Consider the following 17,738-nt stretch of genomic DNA (forward strand, 5'->3'; position numbering starts at 1 on the left):
GCCCAGCGGACGCCGTGGCGTCGGCTGGGCCGATTCTCCTCATGTCATGTCCCTCGGGCCGCCGACGGCTCAGCCCCAGGTCGAGGCGTTGCTCTTCTCGGTGGCCTGGTAGTTCTCGGCCGCGTTCTGCAGGGCCGCAGCGATCTTCAGAAGCGTCGCGTGCAGGTCCGCGGCGGTCTTGTCCCACTCGCGCTGCTTGCGCTGGTAGCCCTCCTGGGCCTCGCCTTCCCAGGTGTTGGCGACGCGCTTGACCGCGGCCTCGAGGTCGTCGAGCTGCTGCTTGATGCGACCGGCGGTGGTGCGCACATCCGAGGATGCGTTGGTGATCGTGGCGTAATTTACGAGGATGCCCGACATCGTCGTTCCCTTTCAGGAAGAGTCGAAGGAAATCGGCGGCAACCGGTCACAATCGGCGGCAACCGGTGACCACCGCGGAAAGTGGTGAAGAGCTCTGGAGAGCAGGAAGAGTCGAGTCCTGAGCGTTCGGCTCAGCCGAAGTCGGACATGATCTTGCTGATCTCGGAGTTCTGCTGCTCTTCCGACGCGGAGTAGTTGCTCCGCGTGGAGTCCACGGCTTCCTTGATGTCGTTGAGGATGTCGCTCATCCTCTTCGCGTCCGCGTTCCAGCGTTCCTGCAGCTGGTGGTAGGACTGGGCCGCCTGGCCCTGCCAGCCGCCCGCAATCTGGTCGATCACTCCGTTGAGGCGACGGATCTCGCCCTGAAGCTGACCGTTCACGGTGTTGATGTCGCCGGAGAGCTTGGTCAGTTCATCTTCTGTTACCCGGAACTGGCCGGCCATGTTGAACCTTCCCCCATGTCGTCGTTGATCCGGGAAACCTGCACCAGTACCCGGAGAAGCGGCCCATCCATGAGCGCTGAAAGCACTCTATCGTCCGGCCGTCACACATCCACAAGCAAGGCCTAGGCGTTACAGGGTTCACACAGTTGAGCGATGATCCTGTGATCCACTACGGCCAAGTAGCGTCTGTTTTCGGCCAGTTGGCCTGTCACTGGCTCTGCGGCTGTGCCGCGCTGCCGGTGTCCAGGGTGGGTCCCTTGGGGATGAACGTCGCCCAGGACTGCGGCACGACCGCGGGGTTGGACACCTTCTCGTAGCCCAGCCGGGTGCGCGCCTTGTCCGTCTCGCTCGCCCCCTCCGAAGAGGAACTCGCGTCTCCCGAAGAGGACGAGCCGGCGCCACTGCCCTGGGCGGCGCTGTCGTTGTTCGCCGGCAGGGAGTAGCGCAGGCCCGTGTCCGTCAGCAGATACGTCGCACCGCCACCCTGCGCGGTCCCCGTGACCTCCTGGAAGAGCAGCCCGGAGCCGGAGGAGACGTAGGCGCTCAGCGAATCCGCGACGACCTTCTTCGGGTAGGCCGCCCCGGCCCAGGTGGCGAGCTGCGGTTTCCGGTCCTCCCCGATGGTGCCGTTGTAGACACTGCACGAGGTGGTGCGGGCCTCCTCGGTCCCCGTCGCCGCGGGGTTGGCCTGCCGGGGAACGGCCTGGGGCCAGCCCTTGTCCGCGTAGAAGGTGTCCGCCTGGCCGCCGTTGGCCGCGATGATGTCCGGGGTGTCGACCCGGATGTCGGTGATCGTCTCCGTCCCGTACGCCAGTTTGGCGGAGGGCGCACTCTTGAGCAGGTTGGCCACGAACGGCGTGACGGCGGCGACCCGGTCCCGCAGGACGACGTAGTACTGGGTGCCCTGCGCGTCCTGGGCCTTGAGTACGCGGCCCACCGTCCGCGCCTCCTGGGGAAGCCCCGAGACCGAGGTCCGCTGGCCGGCGGACGGAACCTCCGGGAAGGTGATGACGCCGCCTTCGTTGAGGGTGTGCAGCCACTGCTGGCTCACCGGCTGGGGCTTGGCCGTGGTGCCGATGACCGCGGCGCGCAGCTGCTCCATGGTGGTGCTGTCGAGACCGGAGGGGCCGCCCAGCAGGAAGGCGTTGCCCTTGCCGTCGATCAGGTACTCGCGCGAGGTCTTGGGGTCGATGACGTACAGGGCCTCGCGGGCGTCGACCTTCCCCTCGTTCCCCAGCGCCTTCGCGTCGTCGGCGTCGAGGACGAAGACGGCACGGTCGATGGCGTCGTCCGATCCGGGGGCCGGCCGCTCGCACACCGCCCAGGTCTTGGCCTTCTCCGCGTCCGCCGCGGCCGGCAGCCGGTCGGGGGCGTACGGGATGCCGAGGGTCGCGCCGTGCGGGATGCCGCTCTTGTCGATCTCCTTGCCCGGAACCTCGATGACGCTGCCCTTGCCCTTGTCCAGGAGCAGCTTGGCGGAGGCGTAGTTGAGGACGGGGTGGAGTGTCGGGATCTCCTTGCCGTTCGTCGCCTTGTCCTTGAGGACCACGTAGCGCGTCGTGGAGTCGCTGTCGACGATGATGTACTCGCCGGGAGTGTCCCAGCCCGCCGGCGCCGACGGCTTGATCACGCCCCAGGCGATGAAGCCCACCACCAGCACGACGCCCACCGCGAGGCTGGGCATCACCGTCTGCATGGGACGCGGCGCGCCTTCGTCGGAGCCCCCCGGCGATGGCGCCAGGAACGCCGCGACGGTGCGCTTGCGAGCGAACGTGTAGGCAGCGAGCTCATCGCGACGCTTTGCCATGGTCCCCAGGTCTCCCGTTGTGTGATGCTCGATGTGCTGCTCGATGTGGTGCTCGATCAAACTGATCGATGGAGCTGCCCGACGGAACCGCCCGACCGAACTGCCCGACGGAACCGCCCGACCGAACTGCCCGACGGAACCGCCCGACCGAACTGCCCGACGGAACCGCCCGACCGAACTGCCCGACGGAACTGCTCGATGTGCTCGAAAGGCCGACTCGGCCGAGCAGGCACTTACTATGCCCTGTGCCGCCGGGCGACGTTCCATCAGGTACCTGGCGGCCCCGGCATCTTCACAGAGCCTCAACCCCTGCGCCCCACCATGCGCGGCCGGTCCGTGAAAGGCTGGCCACCTGGGGTTTCGGTGTCCCCTGTGTCCGCCCGCGTGCAGCAGCGGGTACCGTGAGCCACTCGCATGGATGATGTGGGCCATCGGTGCCCCTGGCCCGTCGCCGGGATCTCCAACAGAGGATCTCCGCCCGACATGTGGCCACTACTTCGCGAAAGGGATGTCCCGGGGGATGACCAGCGCTACGAGCACTCGGCGCGGAGGCCGCGCACAGCAGCAACAGGACGGTCCGGGCCGCAGACGCGGGCCGGCTCCGGCCCCCGCCGCCGCGTCGCCGCGCATGCTGCCCAGCCCGGGCGGTATGGGCCCGCTGCGGCTGCAGCAGCTCATCCTGGTGGAGCTCGCGGCGGCGGTCATGCTGGCCGCCTGGGCCGCGGACACGTCCTGGCTGCTGGCCCCGGCCGGTGGGGTGGCGGCGCTGCTGCTGCTCCTGGCGGTCCTGCGCCGGGGCCGCCGCCCGCTGCCCGAGTGGTACGAGACGACGCGCGCCCTCAGGCGCCGTCGGCGGGAGGCCAAGCTGCCCGTCCCGCCCGGGACGGACCCGATGCTGGCCCCCACCGTCGAGTGCGACCCGGCCCTGCGGACGTACCGCTTCGTGTCCCGTGACGATCGCTCGATCGGCATGATCGGCGACGGGACCTTCCTGACCACCGTGCTCTTCGTGCAGCCGGGAGACCAGCCGCTGCGTCCCGAGTCCGCCGGGCGGCAACTGCCGCTGCACCTGATCCAGGAGGCGCTGGAGGTCGACGGGATCCGTCTGGCGTCCGCACAGGTCGTGCAGCACACCCAGCCGGCGCCCGCGCCGCATCTGCCCCAGCAGTCGGTCGCCGCGCGGTCGTACGGCCCCCTCCAGGCGCAGACGGGTTCGCCCGCGCTCCGGCTCACCTGGGTCGCCCTCAAGCTCGACCCGGAACTGTGCCCGGAGGCGGTTCAGGCACGCGGGGACGGCGTTCCCGGGGCGCAGCGCGCACTGCTGCGGGTGGCGGACCAGCTGGCGAGCCGGCTGGCCGGGGCCGGCTTCCAGGCGACCATCCTGGACGAGACCGAGCTGGTGCAGGCGCTCGCGACCTCCAGCTGCCTGAACCCGCGGGCCAACGCGCAGCATGCTCAGGACGGGCGCTCTCCCCAGCGGCGTACGGTCGAGTCGGTACGGAGCTGGCGGGTCGACGACCGGTGGCACACGACGTACTGGCTGTCCCGCTGGCCCCAGTTGGGGAACGGGGGTGTGGCGCTGCCCGAGCTGATCACGCGGTTCACCTCGCTCCCGGTGCTCGCCACGACGTTCAGCGTGACGCTGGGCAAGGCCGGCAGCCGGGGCGTCTCCCTGGCCGGGCACCTGCGCGTCACCGCCCGAGGAGACAGCGAACTGGCCGAGGTCGCCCGTGAGTTGGAACGGGCCGCGAGTGCCGCGAAGGTCGGTCTGGTCCGCCTCGACCGGGAACAGGTCCCTGGAGCCCTCGCCACTTTGCCGCTCGGAGGTACGTACTGATGTCCCACCCCGCCACGGCCACGGACCCGCGGCAGCACGGCCGGGCCTCCGGACGCACGCCGGCGCACGTGGCCTCGCCCACCGACACCGGCATGATCCCCGTCATCCGGCAGCCGGAGTCTCCGCAGCAGCAACGGCGCATCTTCAGCCCGGGTTTCGGGCTGCGCGGCCCGCGCCGGAACCGCCATGTCGTCACCGTCGACGAGCTGGCTGCCATCAGCATGCCGATCGGCGACGACGGCGTGATCATCGGCACCGACCCGGAGTCGCAGCCGGCCGTGCTCGGCCTGTCCCGTCCCACTGCCTTCGACGTCGTACTCGTGGGCGGCCTCTGGCTCGCCCAGGTGCTGGCGCTGCGCGCCGCCGCGACGGGGGCGCGTGTGGGCGTCGAGACGGGCCGTCCACAGGCCTGGCAGCAGTTGGCCCAGGTCGCGGGCGGCGGCCAGCAGTGTGTGACGGTCTATCCGGTGGGACGGGTGCCCGCGCAGGGCCCCTCCGTCTCGAGCCCGGTGGTGTTGATCCGGGACTGCGGCGTTCGTCCGCCCCGCGGGCGGGTCACCTCCCTGCCGTGGCAGGCCGTGGTGACGGTGCTGCCGTTCGTCGGCGAGCACGCGCCGCGTTGGCTGGCCCAGGCCCAACTGGTCGGCATCCAGCGCATCTCGCCCCAGGAGACCGAGATCGTGCGCGACACTCTGGGCATTCCGGATGAGCATCTCCAGCTGCTGCCCACGCTTTACGACGGAGTCGCCCTGTGGTGCACGCGTAAGCATCGCAAGTTCGTCATGACCGAGCCCACCGATGCGGAGACGGGCCTGCTGGGCGTGGCCCGCCGTATGGACTGACGCGTCGTCCGACGGCTCGTCAGTCCATACGGCGGGTCGTCCGACGCCTTGTCGTCCCCGGATCGCGGTGCCTGCCGGTCGGGTCGACAGTCACTTTTCCGTACCGCGATCCAAGTGATTAGTCTCTTCTGGTGATGCGGTGACGATCGCAGCCGCGTGGGAATCGCCACTCGGTCCGCCCGGCCGCGACGACGACCAACTCAGCAGCAGTGGCTGACCAGGAGGCAAGCAGTGAACAGCGATCGGTCCGAGTACAACGGCGGCAGCCCGTCCTCGGACGGGGACGATCAAGACGTGGACCTCACCGGCGAGTTCGAAATCGTCTACACCCCTCCCGCCTGGTACGCCCAAAGCACGCAGGGTGGCTCCACGGCCGGCGGACAGGGCGACGCCGGACCCACCGCGCCGCCTCCGCCGCCCGGCCCACCCGTCGGACCGCCCACGGGACCCCCGGGCGGCCCCGCACCGCAGGCTCCCGCACCGCAGGCTCCCGCACCCCAGCCTCCCGCGCCCCAGGCGACCGCGCCGGCGCAGCCGTACGCCCAGGGTGTTCCGCAGCAGCCCGCGCAGAGCGTGCCCGGAGCGAACCCGAACGGCACGGGTGGCTACGGTTTTCCGCAGCAGCAGTCCGCTCCGAGCACCCCGCAGGCGGCGGGAGGCGCGCCGACGCCGGGCGGGTACGGCTACCCCCAGCAGACGGGAGCGGGCGCGCCCCAGCAGGGCCCGGACACGCCGGGCGGTCACGGACAGCCTCAGCCGCAGGCGCCGGCCCAGCCGCCCGCGCCGGGCTTCCCCGTGCTGCGGCCCGTCGACGAGGACGCCCAGGCCACTGCCCCGGCGGCGGGCGCTCCCCAACAGCCTGCCCCCGCGCAGCCGATGCCCGAGCAGCCGATGGCGGAGCTCGACCATGCCGCCGCCGACGCCGAGGCGGCGAGGCTGTTCGGCGGAGCCGACGACGACGAGAAGCCGGAGGAGGGGCGGAGCGACGAGGCGGAGCCGGGTCACTCCGCCCAATCCGGCGTCTCCGGTGCGGAGGCCGACGAGACGGCGGACGCCCGTTCCGATGCGGAATCCGCCGCGCGAACCGATGCCGAGGCCACGTCGGCGACCGGGGAGGCAGAGCCGGAAACAGAGGCGGAGCCGGCGCCCACCGCTCCCGCGCCCGCGGAGCAGGGGCAGCAGCCGCAGGCGGCGCCAACCGCACAGGCCCCCGCCGCGCCCCAGGCCGCTCAGCCCCAGGCCGGCGGCCAGGAGCTTCCGCCGCTGCCCCAGGGCTACGTGCCCGCACAGCCCGCTCAGGGTGCAACGCAGCAGGCGGGGCAGCCGGACCAGCAGGCCGCGGCGGCAGCCGCACAGGCCGCCGGATACGGCTACCCGCAGCCGCCCGCCCAGCCGGTAGCCGGGCAGCCCGGGTACCCGACGCCTCCGCAGGGCACGTTCGGCCCGGCTCAGCCTCCCGCGTACCCGGCCCAGCCTCCCGCGCACCCGGCGCAGGGCGCGCAGCCCGCATCGGTGGACCCGCGGCAGGCGCCCCAGCCCCCGCAGCCGTACGCCGCCGGATACGGCTACCCTCAGCCGCCCGCCCAGCCGCTGCCGCAGCAGCAGCCCGGACCGGTCGGTTACGGTTACCCGCCCCAGCAGGCCGGCTACGGCTACCCGCAGCCCGCCCAGCCGCAGCAGCCCGCGCCGCACCAGCAGCCCGCCCAGCCGCAGCAGCCCGCGCCGCACCAGCAGCCCGCGGCCCAGCAGCCGGCTCCGGCGCAGCAGCAGCCCCCGGCACAGCCACTGCCGCAGCAGCAGGCGCCCCAGCAGCCTCCCGCCGCCCCGCCCGCCGCCTACGGCAACCAGGGCTGGACCGCCCCGGTCGGCCCCCAGGCGGGCCCCGGTGCCCCCCAGCAGCAGGCCGCGCCCGGCACGCCGCTCGGCTACAACGCCGCCGTGGAGCTCTCCTCCGACCGGCTGCTGCGCCATCAGCCCAAGGCGCGGAAGAACAACACGGGGCCGTCCCGCTTCAAGTTCGGCGCCAAGAAGGAGGAGGCCGAGCGGCAGCGGAAGCTGGAGCTGATCCGTACGCCGGTGATGTCCTGCTACCGGATCGCGGTGATCAGCCTCAAGGGCGGCGTCGGCAAGACCACGACGACCATGTCGCTCGGAGCGACGCTCGCCACCGAGCGTCAGGACAAGATCCTGGCGATCGACGCCAACCCGGACGCCGGCACCCTCGGCCGACGGGTGCGGCGCGAGACCGGCGCCACCATCCGCGACCTGGTCCAGGAGATCCCGCGGCTGAACAGCTACATGGACATCCGCCGGTTCACCTCGCAGGCGCCGTCGGGGCTGGAGATCATCGCCAACGACGTGGACCCGGCGGTCTCCACGACTTTCAACGACCAGGACTACCGTGCCGCGCTCGACGTGCTGGGCCGGCAGTACCCGATCATCCTCACGGACTCGGGTACCGGTCTGCTCTACAGCGCGATGCGCGGAGTCCTTGACCTCGCCGACCAGTTGATCATCATCTCCACGCCCTCGGTGGACGGCGCGAGCAGCGCCTCGACCACACTGGACTGGCTGTCGGCGAACGGCTTCGCCGATCTCGTCCAGCGGTCGGTCACCGTGATCTCCGGTGTCCGCGAGACCGGAAAGATGATCAAGGTGGAGGACATCGTCGCGCACTTCGAGACGCGCTGCCGGGGTGTCGTCGTGATCCCCTTCGACGAACACCTCGCGGCAGGCGCCGAGGTGGACCTCGACATGATGCGTCCCAAGACCCGCGAGGCCTACTTCGACCTCGCCGCCGTCGTCGCCGAGGACATCGCCCGTACGCAGCAGGGCTTCGGCAACCCGAACCTGCACTTCCAGCAGCCCCCGCAGGGATACGCGGCCCCGCCGCAGGCCCAGCAGCCCTACGCCCAGCCCGGCGGCGCCGCCCAGCCGGGGCAGGGCTGGCAGCAGCCCCCGCAGCAGCCGGCACCGGGGCAGGGCTGGCAGCAGCAGCCCGGGCCGGGCCAGAGCTGGCAGCAGCAGCCTGCCCCGGACCAGAGCCCGCAGCAGCCCCAGCAAGGCGCCGTGCCGCCCGGCTGGACGCAGCAGTAGCGAACCGGCCCGCGACGCCGGAGGGCCGGCACCTTCACGGTGCCGGCCCTCCGGCGTTCGCCTACGTCACGGCGCGAGCGCACGTGTCCCCGGTAGCACTCCGGGAGCACTACTTCAGCACTACTTCAGGTCGAACTCCCCGTCGCGCGCCCCGAGTACGAACGCCCGCCACTCCGCCGCGGTGTAGCGGAGCACGGTGTCGGGGTCCGCGGAGTTGCGCATCGCGACGGCGCCGCCCGGCAGGTAGGCGATCTCCACCCGCTCGTCCTGGGGACCATCGGGGGAGCCGACCCACTCGACGCCGCTGATGTCCATGGCGTACAGCGCTTCCTTCTCCTGCTCGGTCGCCACCGGGTCCACTCCGTTCCACCGACCTTACGGACGAGGGGAATTGTACAACTCGGGGCGGCGGCGGGGGGTTTGCGAGCGAACGGACGCGGCCGTTGTTCAGGCGGGGTCTCCGGCCGCCGCGATCAGTTCACGGCAGCGCTTCACGTCCTCGGCCATCTGTGCCAGCAACCCGTCCAGCGAGTCGAACTTGGCCTGGCCGCGGACGAACGCCAGGAAGTCGACGGCGACGTGCAGCCCGTACAGATCCAGTCCCACCCGGTCGATGGCGTACGCCTCCACGGTGCGCTCGGTGCCGTCGAACTGGGGGTTGGTCCCGACGGAGATCGCGGCCGGCATCGCCTCGCCCTCGACCTGCAGCCAGCCGGCGTAGACGCCGTCGGCCGGGATCGCGGTGTGCGGGAGCGTCTCGACGTTGGCGGTCGGGTAGCCGAGGTCGCGGCCGCGCTGGGCGCCCCGTACCACCACACCCTCCACCCGGTGCGGACGTCCGAGGATCTCGCGCGCGCCCTCGACGTCGCCCTCGGCGATCAGCCGGCGGGTCAGGGTGGAGGAGAAGGGCTCGCCGCCGCCTGCCTCACCGGTCACGTAGAGATCGACGACCTCGACCTCGAAGTCGTACGTCTTGCCCTGCTCGGCCAGGAACTCCACGTTGCCGGCGGCCTTGTGGCCGAAGCGGAAGTTCGGGCCCTCGACGACGGCCTTGGCGTGCAGCTTGTCCACCAGCACCTTGACCACGAAGTCGGCGGGCGAGAGCCGGGAGAACTCGGTGGTGAAGGGCAGGACGAGGACCGCGTCGACACCCAGTTCGGCGCACAGTTCGGCGCGGCGGTGGTGCGGGGCGAGCAGCGGCGGGTGGCTGCCGGGGCGCACGACCTCGCTGGGGTGCGGGTCGAAGGTCACGACGACCGAGGGAACGCCCAGCTCACGGGCGCGTTCCACGGCATGCCGGATGATCAGCTGGTGACCGCGGTGGACTCCGTCGTAGGAGCCGATGGTGACGACGCTGCGCCCCCAGTCCTCGGGGATGTCCTCCAAGCCACGCCAGCGCTGCACTGTGACCGCTCCTTGTCGAACCCGTGTCCGTCTCTGCCTTGTACGCAGGTCTAAGGGTGCCATGCCGGGCGGCGTCGGCCCGCATCGGCATGGGGGCTGTGACGGGGGGCACGTCGTATCGAGGGGAGTCGGCAGGCAGATCACGGGGTGGACGGCGGGCAGGCGCCCGCCGTGCGGGGCCCGTGGCACCGGCCGGGACGATCGTGCGGTGAACGCGCCCCCTTCCGCTCCCTCGGTTCACTCCGAGCGCCTGCTCCCCGGGGTGAATGGACACGGGTGGATGGATACACCTCTGTGAGGGGGAACCGAGGGGGGACCGTGGAGCGGCGACCGGCATCCCGCGATCGCCGCTCCACGGGCAGGCACGGCGTGCGTCAGCCGAACACGGCCAGGCTCTTCGCCTTGCCCCGGTGGGCCTCCACGAGCGCCAGGAGGCGGTCTTCGGGGCCGAAGACGGCGACGGGGCCCGCGCCCGCGTACGCGTCGGGCATCTCCAGCCGCACGCCGTTGGCGAGCAGCCGGGCCCGCTTGGCGTCCACGTCCCAGCGCGGGAAGGCGGCCGCGGCGGCCTCGGCGATCGGCATCACGGTCAGCTCCTGCTGGAGCTGGTCCAGGGTGCGGGCGGCGTCCAGCTTGTACGGCCCCACCCGGGTGCGGCGCAGCGCGGTGAGGTGGCCGCCGACGCCCAGGTCCGCGCCGAGGTCGCGGGCGAGGGCCCGGATGTAGGTGCCGGACGAGCAGACCACGGACACCAGCAGGTCGAGCACCGGGGTGCCGTCCTCGGCGACGGCGTCCCGGACGTCGTACACCGCGAAGGACGAGACGGTGACCGGCCGGGCCGGGATGTCGAAGTCCTCGCCGTCCCGGGCCCGCTTGTACGACCGTACGCCGTTGATCTTGATGGCGCTGACCTTGGACGGCACCTGCATGATGTCGCCGGTCAGCTTGGCGATCCCGGCGTCGATGGCGTCCCGGGTGACCGTGGAGGCGTCGGTGGAGGAGGTGACCTCCCCTTCGGCGTCGTCCGTGACCGTCGTCTGCCCGAGGCGGACGGTGCCCACGTACTCCTTCTCGGTCAGTGCCAGGTGGCCGAGGAGCTTGGTGGCCTTCTCCACGCCGAGGACGAGGACGCCGGTCGCCATCGGGTCGAGGGTGCCGGCGTGGCCGACGCGCCGGGTCTTCGCGATCCCGCGCATCTTGGCGACGACGTCGTGCGAAGTGAAGCCCGACGGCTTGTCGACGATGACGAGGCCGTCGGGCGTGGTGCGCTGCTGGGTCATTCGGCGGTGTCGTCCGTCTCGTCGTCGGAGCCGGGCTTCCGGTACGGGTCGGCCTCACCGGCGAACGACTTGCCCGTGGCCGCCTCGCGCACCTTCGCGTCGGAGGCGCGCGCCTTGTCGAGGAGGTCCTCGATGTTCCGGGCGGTGTCCGGGAGGGCGTCCGCGACGAAGGTGAGGGTCGGGGTGAACTTCACGCCGGCGGCGCGTCCGACCTCCGAGCGCAGAATGCCCTTGGCGCTCTCCAGGCCGGCCGCTGCGGCCTCCCGCTCCTCGTCGTCCCCGTACACCGTGTAGAAGACGGTCGCCTCCCTCAGATCGCCCGTCACCCGGGTGTCCGTGATGGTGACGTGCGAGCCGAGCCGCGGGTCCTTGATCCCGCGCTGCAGCTTCTGGGCCACCACCTCTCGGATGAGGTCCGCCAGCCTCTTAGCCCGCGCGTTGTCGGCCACTGGTCCGTCTCCCTGTCTTTCCTGTCATTGTTCTTCGGTCAGTCGTCAGTCGTCATCGCCGTGGAGGCGCCGTCTGACGGACAGCAGCTCCACCTCGGGGCGTCCGGCGACCAGCCGCTCGCACCGGTCGAGTACGTCGGTCAGGTGCCCCGCGTCGCCGGAGACCGCCGCGAGCCCGATGACGGCCCGCCGGTAGAGATCCATGTGGTCCACCTCGGCGGCGCTCACCGCGTACTTGCGCTGGAGCTCGGCGACGATCGGGCGGACGACGGAACGCTTCTCCTTCAGCGACCGTACGTCGCCGAGGAGGAGGTCGAAGGACAGGGTCCCCACGTACATGTGTGTCCGGATGACCCGCCGGTACGGGATCGGTGGCCCTGCCGTCGGTGCGGGCAGGGACACGAAAACCGTACAACGAACCCTCCGGGCCACTCGACGGGATTGTTCTCGCCCCCGCCGCCCCTACCCTTCCCGTCCTGAAGGGGCTCCGCCCCTTCGACCCCACCGGCGCTCCGCCCCGGACCCGGGCGGGGACCAGGTCCCGGCACCCCTCACGGGGCACCGCCCAGCAACCCGCCGCGACTCCGCCACGGACCCTGACCGGGACAGTGGCCCGCCACGACTCCGCCACGGACCCGGGCGGGAACCACGTCCCGGCACCCCTCACGGGGCACCGCCCAGCAACCCGCCGCGACTCCGCCACGGACCCTGACCGGGACAGTGGCCCGCCACGACTCCGCCATGGACCCGGGCGGGAACCAGTCAGACGCCGGAGGGGCTGGATTTCCGCCGGAGGGCTGGTGTACAGCGCCGGTCGGCATCATTCAGCCCGTCTGGGGTCCCCCTGCTCGAAGAGCTCGGGGGGAGTTCGGCGACAGCGGGGTCTGGGGGCGGCAGCCCCCAGGGTCGGGAAGGGAAGGGGCGGCGGGGGCGAAAACCCCTCGCCGCCCGGCTGCACGCGACCGCCGGCCGACGGAACCACGGTTCCGTCGGCCGGCGGTGAACCCGGGCTTACGCCCGCGGCTTCTCCCGCATCTCGTACGTCGCGATGACGTCGTCGACCTTGATGTCGTTGAAGTTGCCGAGGTTGATACCGCCCTCGTAGCCTTCGCGGATCTCGGTGACGTCGTCCTTGAAGCGACGCAGGCCCTCGATGGTGAGGTTCTCCGCGACCACCTTGCCGTCGCGGATGAGGCGGGCCTTGGTGTTGCGGCGCACCTCGCCCGAGCGGATGAGGACACCGGCGATGTTGCCCAGCTTGGACGACTTGAAGACCTCGCGGATCTCCGCCGTACCCAGCTCGACCTCTTCGAACTCCGGCTTGAGCATGCCCTTGAGGGCCGCCTCGATCTCCTCGATCGCCTGGTAGATGACCGAGTAGTACCGGACGTCCACACCCTCGCGTTCGGCCATCTGCGCCGCGCGGCCGGCCGCACGGACGTTGAAGCCGATCACGATGGCGTCGGAGCCCATCGCCAGGTCGATGTCGGACTCCGTGACCGCACCGACGCCGCGGTGCAGGACGCGGATGTCGACCTCTTCGCCGACGTCCAGCTGGAGCAGGGAGGACTCCAGGGCCTCGACGGAACCAGAAGCGTCACCCTTGATGATCAGGTTCAGCTGCTGGACCTCGCCGGCCTTGAGCACCTTGTCCAGGTCCTCCAGCGACACACGGCGCGTGCGCTTCGCGAAGGCCGCGTTGCGCTCACGGGCGGCACGCTTCTCGGCGATCTGACGGGCCGTACGGTCCTCGTCGACCACCAGGAAGTTGTCACCCGCACCCGGGACGTTGGTCAGGCCCAGGACCTGGACCGGCGTCGACGGGCCGGCCTCGGCGACGTTGTTGCCGTTGTCGTCGAGCATGGCGCGGACTCGGCCGTAGGCGTCGCCCACGACCATCGTGTCGCCGACCCGCAGCGTGCCTCGCTGGACGAGGACCGTCGCCACGGCACCACGGCCGCGGTCGAGGCGGGACTCGATCGAGATGCCCTGCGCGTCCTGGTGCGGGTTGGCCCGCAGGTCGAGCGAGGCGTCGGCCGTGAGGATCACGGCCTCCAGCAGCGAGTCGATGTGCAGACCCTGCTTGGCGGAGATGTCGACGAACATGGTGTCGCCGCCGTACTCCTCGGCCACCAGGCCGTACTCGGTCAGCTGACCGCGCACCTTGGTCGGGTCGGCACCCTCGACGTCGATCTTGTTGACCGCGACCACGATCGGCACGTCGGCCGCCTTGGCGTGGTTGAGCGCCTCGACCGTCTGCGGCATGACGCCGTCGTTGGCCGCGACGACCAGGATCGCGATGTCGGTCGACTTCGCACCACGGGCACGCATGGCGGTGAACGCCTCGTGACCCGGGGTGTCGATGAAGGTGATCTTGCGCTCTTCGCCGTTGACCTCGGTCGCGACCTGGTAGGCACCGATGTGCTGGGTGATGCCACCGGCCTCGCCCGCGATGACGTTCGTCTTGCGGATCGCGTCGAGCAGTCGGGTCTTACCGTGGTCGACGTGACCCATGACGGTCACCACCGGCGGACGGACGACCAGGTCCTCCTCGGAGCCCTCGTCCTCGCCGAACTCGATGTCGAAGGACTCGAGCAGCTCGCGGTCCTCCTCCTCCGGGCTGACGATCTGAACCGCGTAGTTCATCTCGTCGGCGAGGAGCTGCAGCGTCTCGTCGGAGACGGACTGCGTCGCGGTGACCATCTCGCCGAGGTTCATCATGACCGCGACGAGGGACGCCGGGTTGGCGTTGATCTTCTCCGCGAAGTCGGTGAGCGACGCGCCGCGGGAGAGACGGATGGTCTCGCCGTTGCCGCGCGGCAGCATCACGCCGCCGACGCTCGGGGCCTGCATGGCCTCGTACTCCTGGCGCCTCTGCCGCTTCGACTTGCGGCCACGACGCGCGGGACCGCCGGGACGGCCGAAGGCGCCCTGCGTGCCACCACGGCCACCGGGACCGCCGGGACGGCCACCGAAGCCGGGACGGCCACCGCCGCCACCGCCGGGACCACCCGGGCGACCGGCGAAACCGCCACCGCCGCCGCCACCGGGAGCACCGGGACGACCGGCGAAACCGCCACCGCCGCCGCCACCGGGACGACCGGCGAAGCCGCCGCCACCCGGACGACCGCCGCCGCCACCGGGACGACCGCCGCCACCGGGACCGCGACCGCCGGGACCGCCGCCACCGGGACGCGGGCCGGCAGCGGGACGCTGCGGCATCATGCCCGGGTTCGGACGCGGACCGGCGGGGCCGCCGCCGGGACGCGGACCGCCCTGCGGACGCGGCATCGAGCCCGGGGTCGGGCGCGGACCGCCCGCGGCCTGCGGACGCGGGCCGCCGGGAGCCTGCGGACGGGGACCGCCGCCCTGGGCGGCCTGCGGACGCGGGGCACCCGGAGCACCGGGACCACCCGGACGCTGGCCCTGCGGACGGGGCGCCTGCGGGCGCGCCATGCCGGTGGAGCCGCCGGAGGTGAAGGGGTTGTTGCCCGGACGGGGACCCGCCGGACGGGCACCCGGACGGGGGCCGGGAGCACCCGGACGAGGGGCGCCGGGACGCGTGCCCCGCTCGCCGCCCTGGCCCTGCCCCTGACCGGCCGCGGCCGGACGTGCGCCGGGCTTGGCGGCGCCGGGACGAGCACCCGGACGCGGGCTGGGGGCGGCCGGAGCCGACGGGGGTGCCGTGAACTCGGGGGCACCCGGGGCCGGGGACGCCGGGGCGGGCCGCGGCGCGGGCTTGGGACCCGGCGTCGGGCGCGGACCCGGGGCCGGAGCCGCGGGCTTCTCGGCGGCCGGGGGCTTGGGGGCCGCCGGACGCGGGGCAGCCGGACGGGCGGCCTGCGCCGGAGAGGGCGCGGCTGGCTTCGCCGGGGAGGCCTTGCGCGGGGCGGCGGACTTCGCGCCACCGCCGTTGCCCTGCTGGAGGGCGTCGGTCAGCTTGCGTACTACGGGCGCTTCGATGGTCGAAGACGCCGAACGGACGAATTCACCGAGTTCCTGGAGCTTGGCCATGACGACCTTGCTCTCGACACCGAACTCCTTGGCGAGTTCGTAGACCCGGACCTTAGCCACTTCGCTCCTTTGAGGTCCGGGTTGAAGCCGGACCGTCGCTAGTTCATGGGCGTACTCATCGCGTACTCATCGAGTGCTCATCGCAATCTCGACCTGCTTTCAACTCGCGAGGTACCAGGACCGCACAGGGAGCCGTGCGGCACGTCTTACGGTGTTGCCTGCCCAGCTGGGTGCTGCTGACAACTTTCTTCCTGCTCGACGTACTGGCGCAACGCCTTTGTGTCGAGCGGACCCGGGACGCGGAGCGCCCGTGGGAACGCCCGGCGGCGGACCGCCAGGTCGAAACAGGACAGTGCGGGGTGCACGTACGCACCCCGGCCGGGCAGCGTACCGCGAGGATCGGGGACGCAGGCGTCCTCGATCGCCACGGTGCGCAGCAGTTCGATCTTGGCCGCTCGCTCCCGGCACCCCACACAGGTGCGTTCAGGGCGTGCTCCGGCGTGCGTCCGGCCAGACACGGTTAAGTCTACCTCCCCGCGCCGACCTCACCCCTTCGGGGCAAGAGTCGAACAGCTGCTGCACACAAAACTGTCGTGATCTCAGCGTCGCACGGCCGGGATTTATTCCCGGCCGAGGTCACGCGCCTCAGGCCTGCCTCTCGGCGGGCTGTTCGGTGTCGGGGCGGATGTCGATCCGCCAGCCGGTCAGCCGGGCCGCCAGACGGGCGTTCTGCCCCTCCTTGCCGATCGCCAGCGACAGCTGGTAGTCGGGGACCGTCACACGCGCGGAGCGGGCCGCGAGGTCCACGACCTCCACCTTGGTGACACGGGCCGGGGACAGGGCGTTCGCCACCATCTCGGCCGGGTCGTCGGACCAGTCGACGATGTCGATCTTCTCACCGTTCAGCTCGCCCATGACGTTGCGCACACGGCCGCCCATGGGGCCGATGCAAGCGCCCTTGGCGTTCAGGCCCGAACGGGTGGACCTGACGGCGATCTTCGTACGGTGACCGGCCTCACGGGCGATCGCGGCGATCTCCACGGAGCCGTCGGCGATCTCCGGCACCTCGAGCGCGAACAGCTTCTTCACCAGATTGGGGTGGGTGCGCGAAAGAGTGACGGACGGACCGCGCACGCCCTTCGCCACCCGGACGACGTACGAGCGGATGCGCTTGCCGTGTTCGTACGTCTCCCCCGGCACCTGCTCCTGCACCGGCAGGATGGCCTCGAGCTTGCCGATGTCGACGAGCACGTTCTTCGGGTCGCGGCCCTGCTGGACCACTCCGGTGACGATGTCGCCCTCGCGCCCCGCGTACTCGCCGAGCGTCGCGTCGTCCTCGGCGTCGCGCAGACGCTGCAGGATGACCTGCTTGGCGGTGGTGGCGGCGATGCGGCCGAAGCCCGACGGGGTGTCGTCGAACTCGCGCGGCTCCTGCCCCTCCTGAAGATCCTCGGGATCCTCCTTCGCCCACACGGTCACATGGCCGGTCTCCCGGTCGAGCTCCACGCGCGCGTGGCGGCGGCTTCCCTCGGTGCGGTGGTAGGCGATGAGGAGGGCCGCCTCGATCGCCTCGACCAGCAGGTCGAAGGAGATCTCCTTCTCCCGTACCAAGCCCCGCAGGGCACTCATGTCGATGTCCACGGCTACGCCTCCTCCTCTTCCTTCATGTCCTTCGTGTCCTTGCGGCTGAACTCCACCTGGACCCGCGCCCTGGCGATGTCCGGGAAGGCGAGTCTGCGGGTGGTGGCCTTGCGGCCCTTCACACCGGGCACCTCGAGGTCGACACCGTCGTCGTCGACCTGCTGAATCCTGGCGACCAGTTCTCCGCCCTCGGCCAGCTGGAACCTCACCAGCCGGCCCAGGGCCCGTACGTAGTGCCGGTGTTCCTTGAGGAGGCGCTCCGCGCCAGGGGTTCCGACCTCGAGGGTGTATTCGCCCTCGCCCATCGCGTCCGTCTCGTCGAGCTTCGCCGAGAGCGCGCGGCTCACATCGGCGATCTGGTCCAGGTCGGCACCGGTGTCGGAGTCGACGACGACGCGCAGCACACGCTTGCGCCCGACGGAGTCCACCGCGATCTCCTCGAGATCGAGCCCCTGGGATGTGACGAGCGGTTCCAGCAGTTCTCGCAGCCTCTCGCTCTGGGTGGTGCTCATCCGGGTGACTCCTCGGCCGCGTGTGCTGTTGTGGGATGGTCGCTGTCAGGTCAAAG

The 17,738-nt window shown here is 71.4% G+C and carries 15 protein-coding genes; 3 read left to right on the forward strand and 12 right to left on the reverse strand.

Annotated elements, in window-relative coordinates:
• Nucleotides 1–69 precede the first annotated feature (69 nt).
• The 3 genes from ACIRC0_RS34325 to eccB all read right to left on the reverse strand — a co-directional run bounded on the left by ACIRC0_RS34325 (nt 70) and on the right by eccB (nt 2,607).
• Nucleotides 70–357 carry a WXG100 family type VII secretion target gene (locus ACIRC0_RS34325; protein ID WP_200422694.1) on the reverse strand — a complete coding sequence of 96 codons (288 nt, stop codon included), beginning with the start codon at nt 355–357 and terminating at the stop codon, nt 70–72.
• Nucleotides 358–488: 131 nt separating this feature from the next.
• On the reverse strand, nt 489–800 hold the full coding sequence (locus ACIRC0_RS34330) for a WXG100 family type VII secretion target (RefSeq protein WP_103843682.1): 312 nt from the start codon (nt 798–800) through the stop codon (nt 489–491).
• A 208-nt stretch (nt 801–1,008) separates the two neighbouring features.
• Nucleotides 1,009–2,607, reverse strand: coding sequence for a type VII secretion protein EccB (gene eccB / locus ACIRC0_RS34335; RefSeq protein WP_403624322.1), 1,599 nt, complete (start codon nt 2,605–2,607; stop codon nt 1,009–1,011).
• A gap of 520 nt (nt 2,608–3,127) precedes the next feature.
• On the opposite strand from eccB, the gene eccE reads away from it, so the two are divergent.
• The 3 genes from eccE to ACIRC0_RS34350 all read left to right on the forward strand — a co-directional run bounded on the left by eccE (nt 3,128) and on the right by ACIRC0_RS34350 (nt 8,382).
• The gene (gene eccE / locus ACIRC0_RS34340; protein WP_403624325.1) at nt 3,128–4,444 is read left to right on the forward strand and encodes a type VII secretion protein EccE; all 1,317 of its coding nucleotides are present in this window, start codon (nt 3,128–3,130) and stop codon (nt 4,442–4,444) included.
• Nucleotides 4,444–5,286, forward strand: coding sequence for a hypothetical protein (locus ACIRC0_RS34345; RefSeq protein ID WP_403624328.1), 843 nt, complete (start codon nt 4,444–4,446; stop codon nt 5,284–5,286). The genes eccE and ACIRC0_RS34345 overlap by 1 nt, the downstream gene beginning before the upstream one ends.
• A 231-nt stretch (nt 5,287–5,517) precedes the next feature.
• Nucleotides 5,518–8,382, forward strand: a complete 2,865-nt coding sequence (locus ACIRC0_RS34350; RefSeq protein ID WP_403624330.1) for an SCO5717 family growth-regulating ATPase — start codon at nt 5,518–5,520, stop codon at nt 8,380–8,382.
• Nucleotides 8,383–8,502: 120 nt separating this feature from the next.
• Here ACIRC0_RS34350 and ACIRC0_RS34355 read toward each other — a convergent pair whose 3' ends face one another.
• The 9 genes from ACIRC0_RS34355 to rimP form a co-directional block, all read right to left on the reverse strand.
• Complete coding sequence (locus ACIRC0_RS34355; RefSeq protein WP_103845576.1) at nt 8,503–8,733, reverse strand: DUF397 domain-containing protein; 231 nt, start codon at nt 8,731–8,733, stop codon at nt 8,503–8,505.
• Nucleotides 8,734–8,829: 96 nt separating this feature from the next.
• Nucleotides 8,830–9,786: a bifunctional riboflavin kinase/FAD synthetase gene (locus ACIRC0_RS34360; RefSeq protein ID WP_263232354.1), complete on the reverse strand. Its 957-nt coding sequence runs from the start codon at nt 9,784–9,786 to the stop codon at nt 8,830–8,832.
• 374 nt (nt 9,787–10,160) lie between these two features.
• Nucleotides 10,161–11,066: a tRNA pseudouridine(55) synthase TruB gene (gene truB / locus ACIRC0_RS34365; protein ID WP_403624334.1), complete on the reverse strand. Its 906-nt coding sequence runs from the start codon at nt 11,064–11,066 to the stop codon at nt 10,161–10,163.
• A complete protein-coding gene (rbfA, locus tag ACIRC0_RS34370) occupies nt 11,063–11,515 on the reverse strand; it encodes a 30S ribosome-binding factor RbfA (RefSeq protein WP_366027795.1) in 453 nt (150 codons plus the stop codon). Before rbfA ends, truB begins: the two co-directional genes overlap by 4 nt.
• Nucleotides 11,516–11,560: 45 nt before the next feature.
• Entirely contained in the window at nt 11,561–11,854 is a 294-nt protein-coding gene (locus tag ACIRC0_RS34375) for a DUF503 domain-containing protein (protein WP_200422685.1), read from the reverse strand.
• 672 nt (nt 11,855–12,526) lie between these two features.
• Complete coding sequence (infB, locus tag ACIRC0_RS34380; protein ID WP_403624338.1) at nt 12,527–15,589, reverse strand: translation initiation factor IF-2; 3,063 nt, start codon at nt 15,587–15,589, stop codon at nt 12,527–12,529.
• A 146-nt stretch (nt 15,590–15,735) separates the two neighbouring features.
• Nucleotides 15,736–16,047, reverse strand: coding sequence for a YlxR family protein (locus ACIRC0_RS34385; RefSeq protein WP_403624341.1), 312 nt, complete (start codon nt 16,045–16,047; stop codon nt 15,736–15,738).
• A gap of 127 nt (nt 16,048–16,174) precedes the next feature.
• Nucleotides 16,175–17,170 carry a transcription termination factor NusA gene (gene nusA, locus ACIRC0_RS34390; RefSeq protein ID WP_403624344.1) on the reverse strand — a complete coding sequence of 332 codons (996 nt, stop codon included), beginning with the start codon at nt 17,168–17,170 and terminating at the stop codon, nt 16,175–16,177.
• Between the two features lie 2 nt (nt 17,171–17,172).
• Complete coding sequence (gene rimP / locus ACIRC0_RS34395; RefSeq protein WP_366027799.1) at nt 17,173–17,682, reverse strand: ribosome maturation factor RimP; 510 nt, start codon at nt 17,680–17,682, stop codon at nt 17,173–17,175.
• Nucleotides 17,683–17,738 lie beyond the last annotated feature (56 nt).

The organism is Streptomyces sp. NPDC093984 (assembly GCF_044764595.1).
GTDB lineage: Bacteria > Actinomycetota > Actinomycetes > Streptomycetales > Streptomycetaceae > Streptomyces > Streptomyces cynarae.

Excerpts from the sequence above, each read along its gene's own strand:
- ACIRC0_RS34325 (WP_200422694.1), bottom strand. The coding sequence starts at position 357 with ATGTCGGGCATCCTCGTAAATTACGCCACGATCACCAACGCATCCTCG.
- ACIRC0_RS34330 (WP_103843682.1), bottom strand. The coding sequence starts at position 800 with ATGGCCGGCCAGTTCCGGGTAACAGAAGATGAACTGACCAAGCTCTCC.
- eccB (WP_403624322.1), bottom strand. The coding sequence starts at position 2,607 with ATGGCAAAGCGTCGCGATGAGCTCGCTGCCTACACGTTCGCTCGCAAG.
- eccE (WP_403624325.1), top strand. The coding sequence starts at position 3,128 with ATGACCAGCGCTACGAGCACTCGGCGCGGAGGCCGCGCACAGCAGCAA.
- ACIRC0_RS34345 (WP_403624328.1), top strand. The coding sequence starts at position 4,444 with ATGTCCCACCCCGCCACGGCCACGGACCCGCGGCAGCACGGCCGGGCC.
- truB (WP_403624334.1), bottom strand. The coding sequence starts at position 11,066 with ATGACCCAGCAGCGCACCACGCCCGACGGCCTCGTCATCGTCGACAAG.
- ACIRC0_RS34375 (WP_200422685.1), bottom strand. The coding sequence starts at position 11,854 with ATGTACGTGGGGACCCTGTCCTTCGACCTCCTCCTCGGCGACGTACGG.
- rimP (WP_366027799.1), bottom strand. The coding sequence starts at position 17,682 with ATGAGCACCACCCAGAGCGAGAGGCTGCGAGAACTGCTGGAACCGCTC.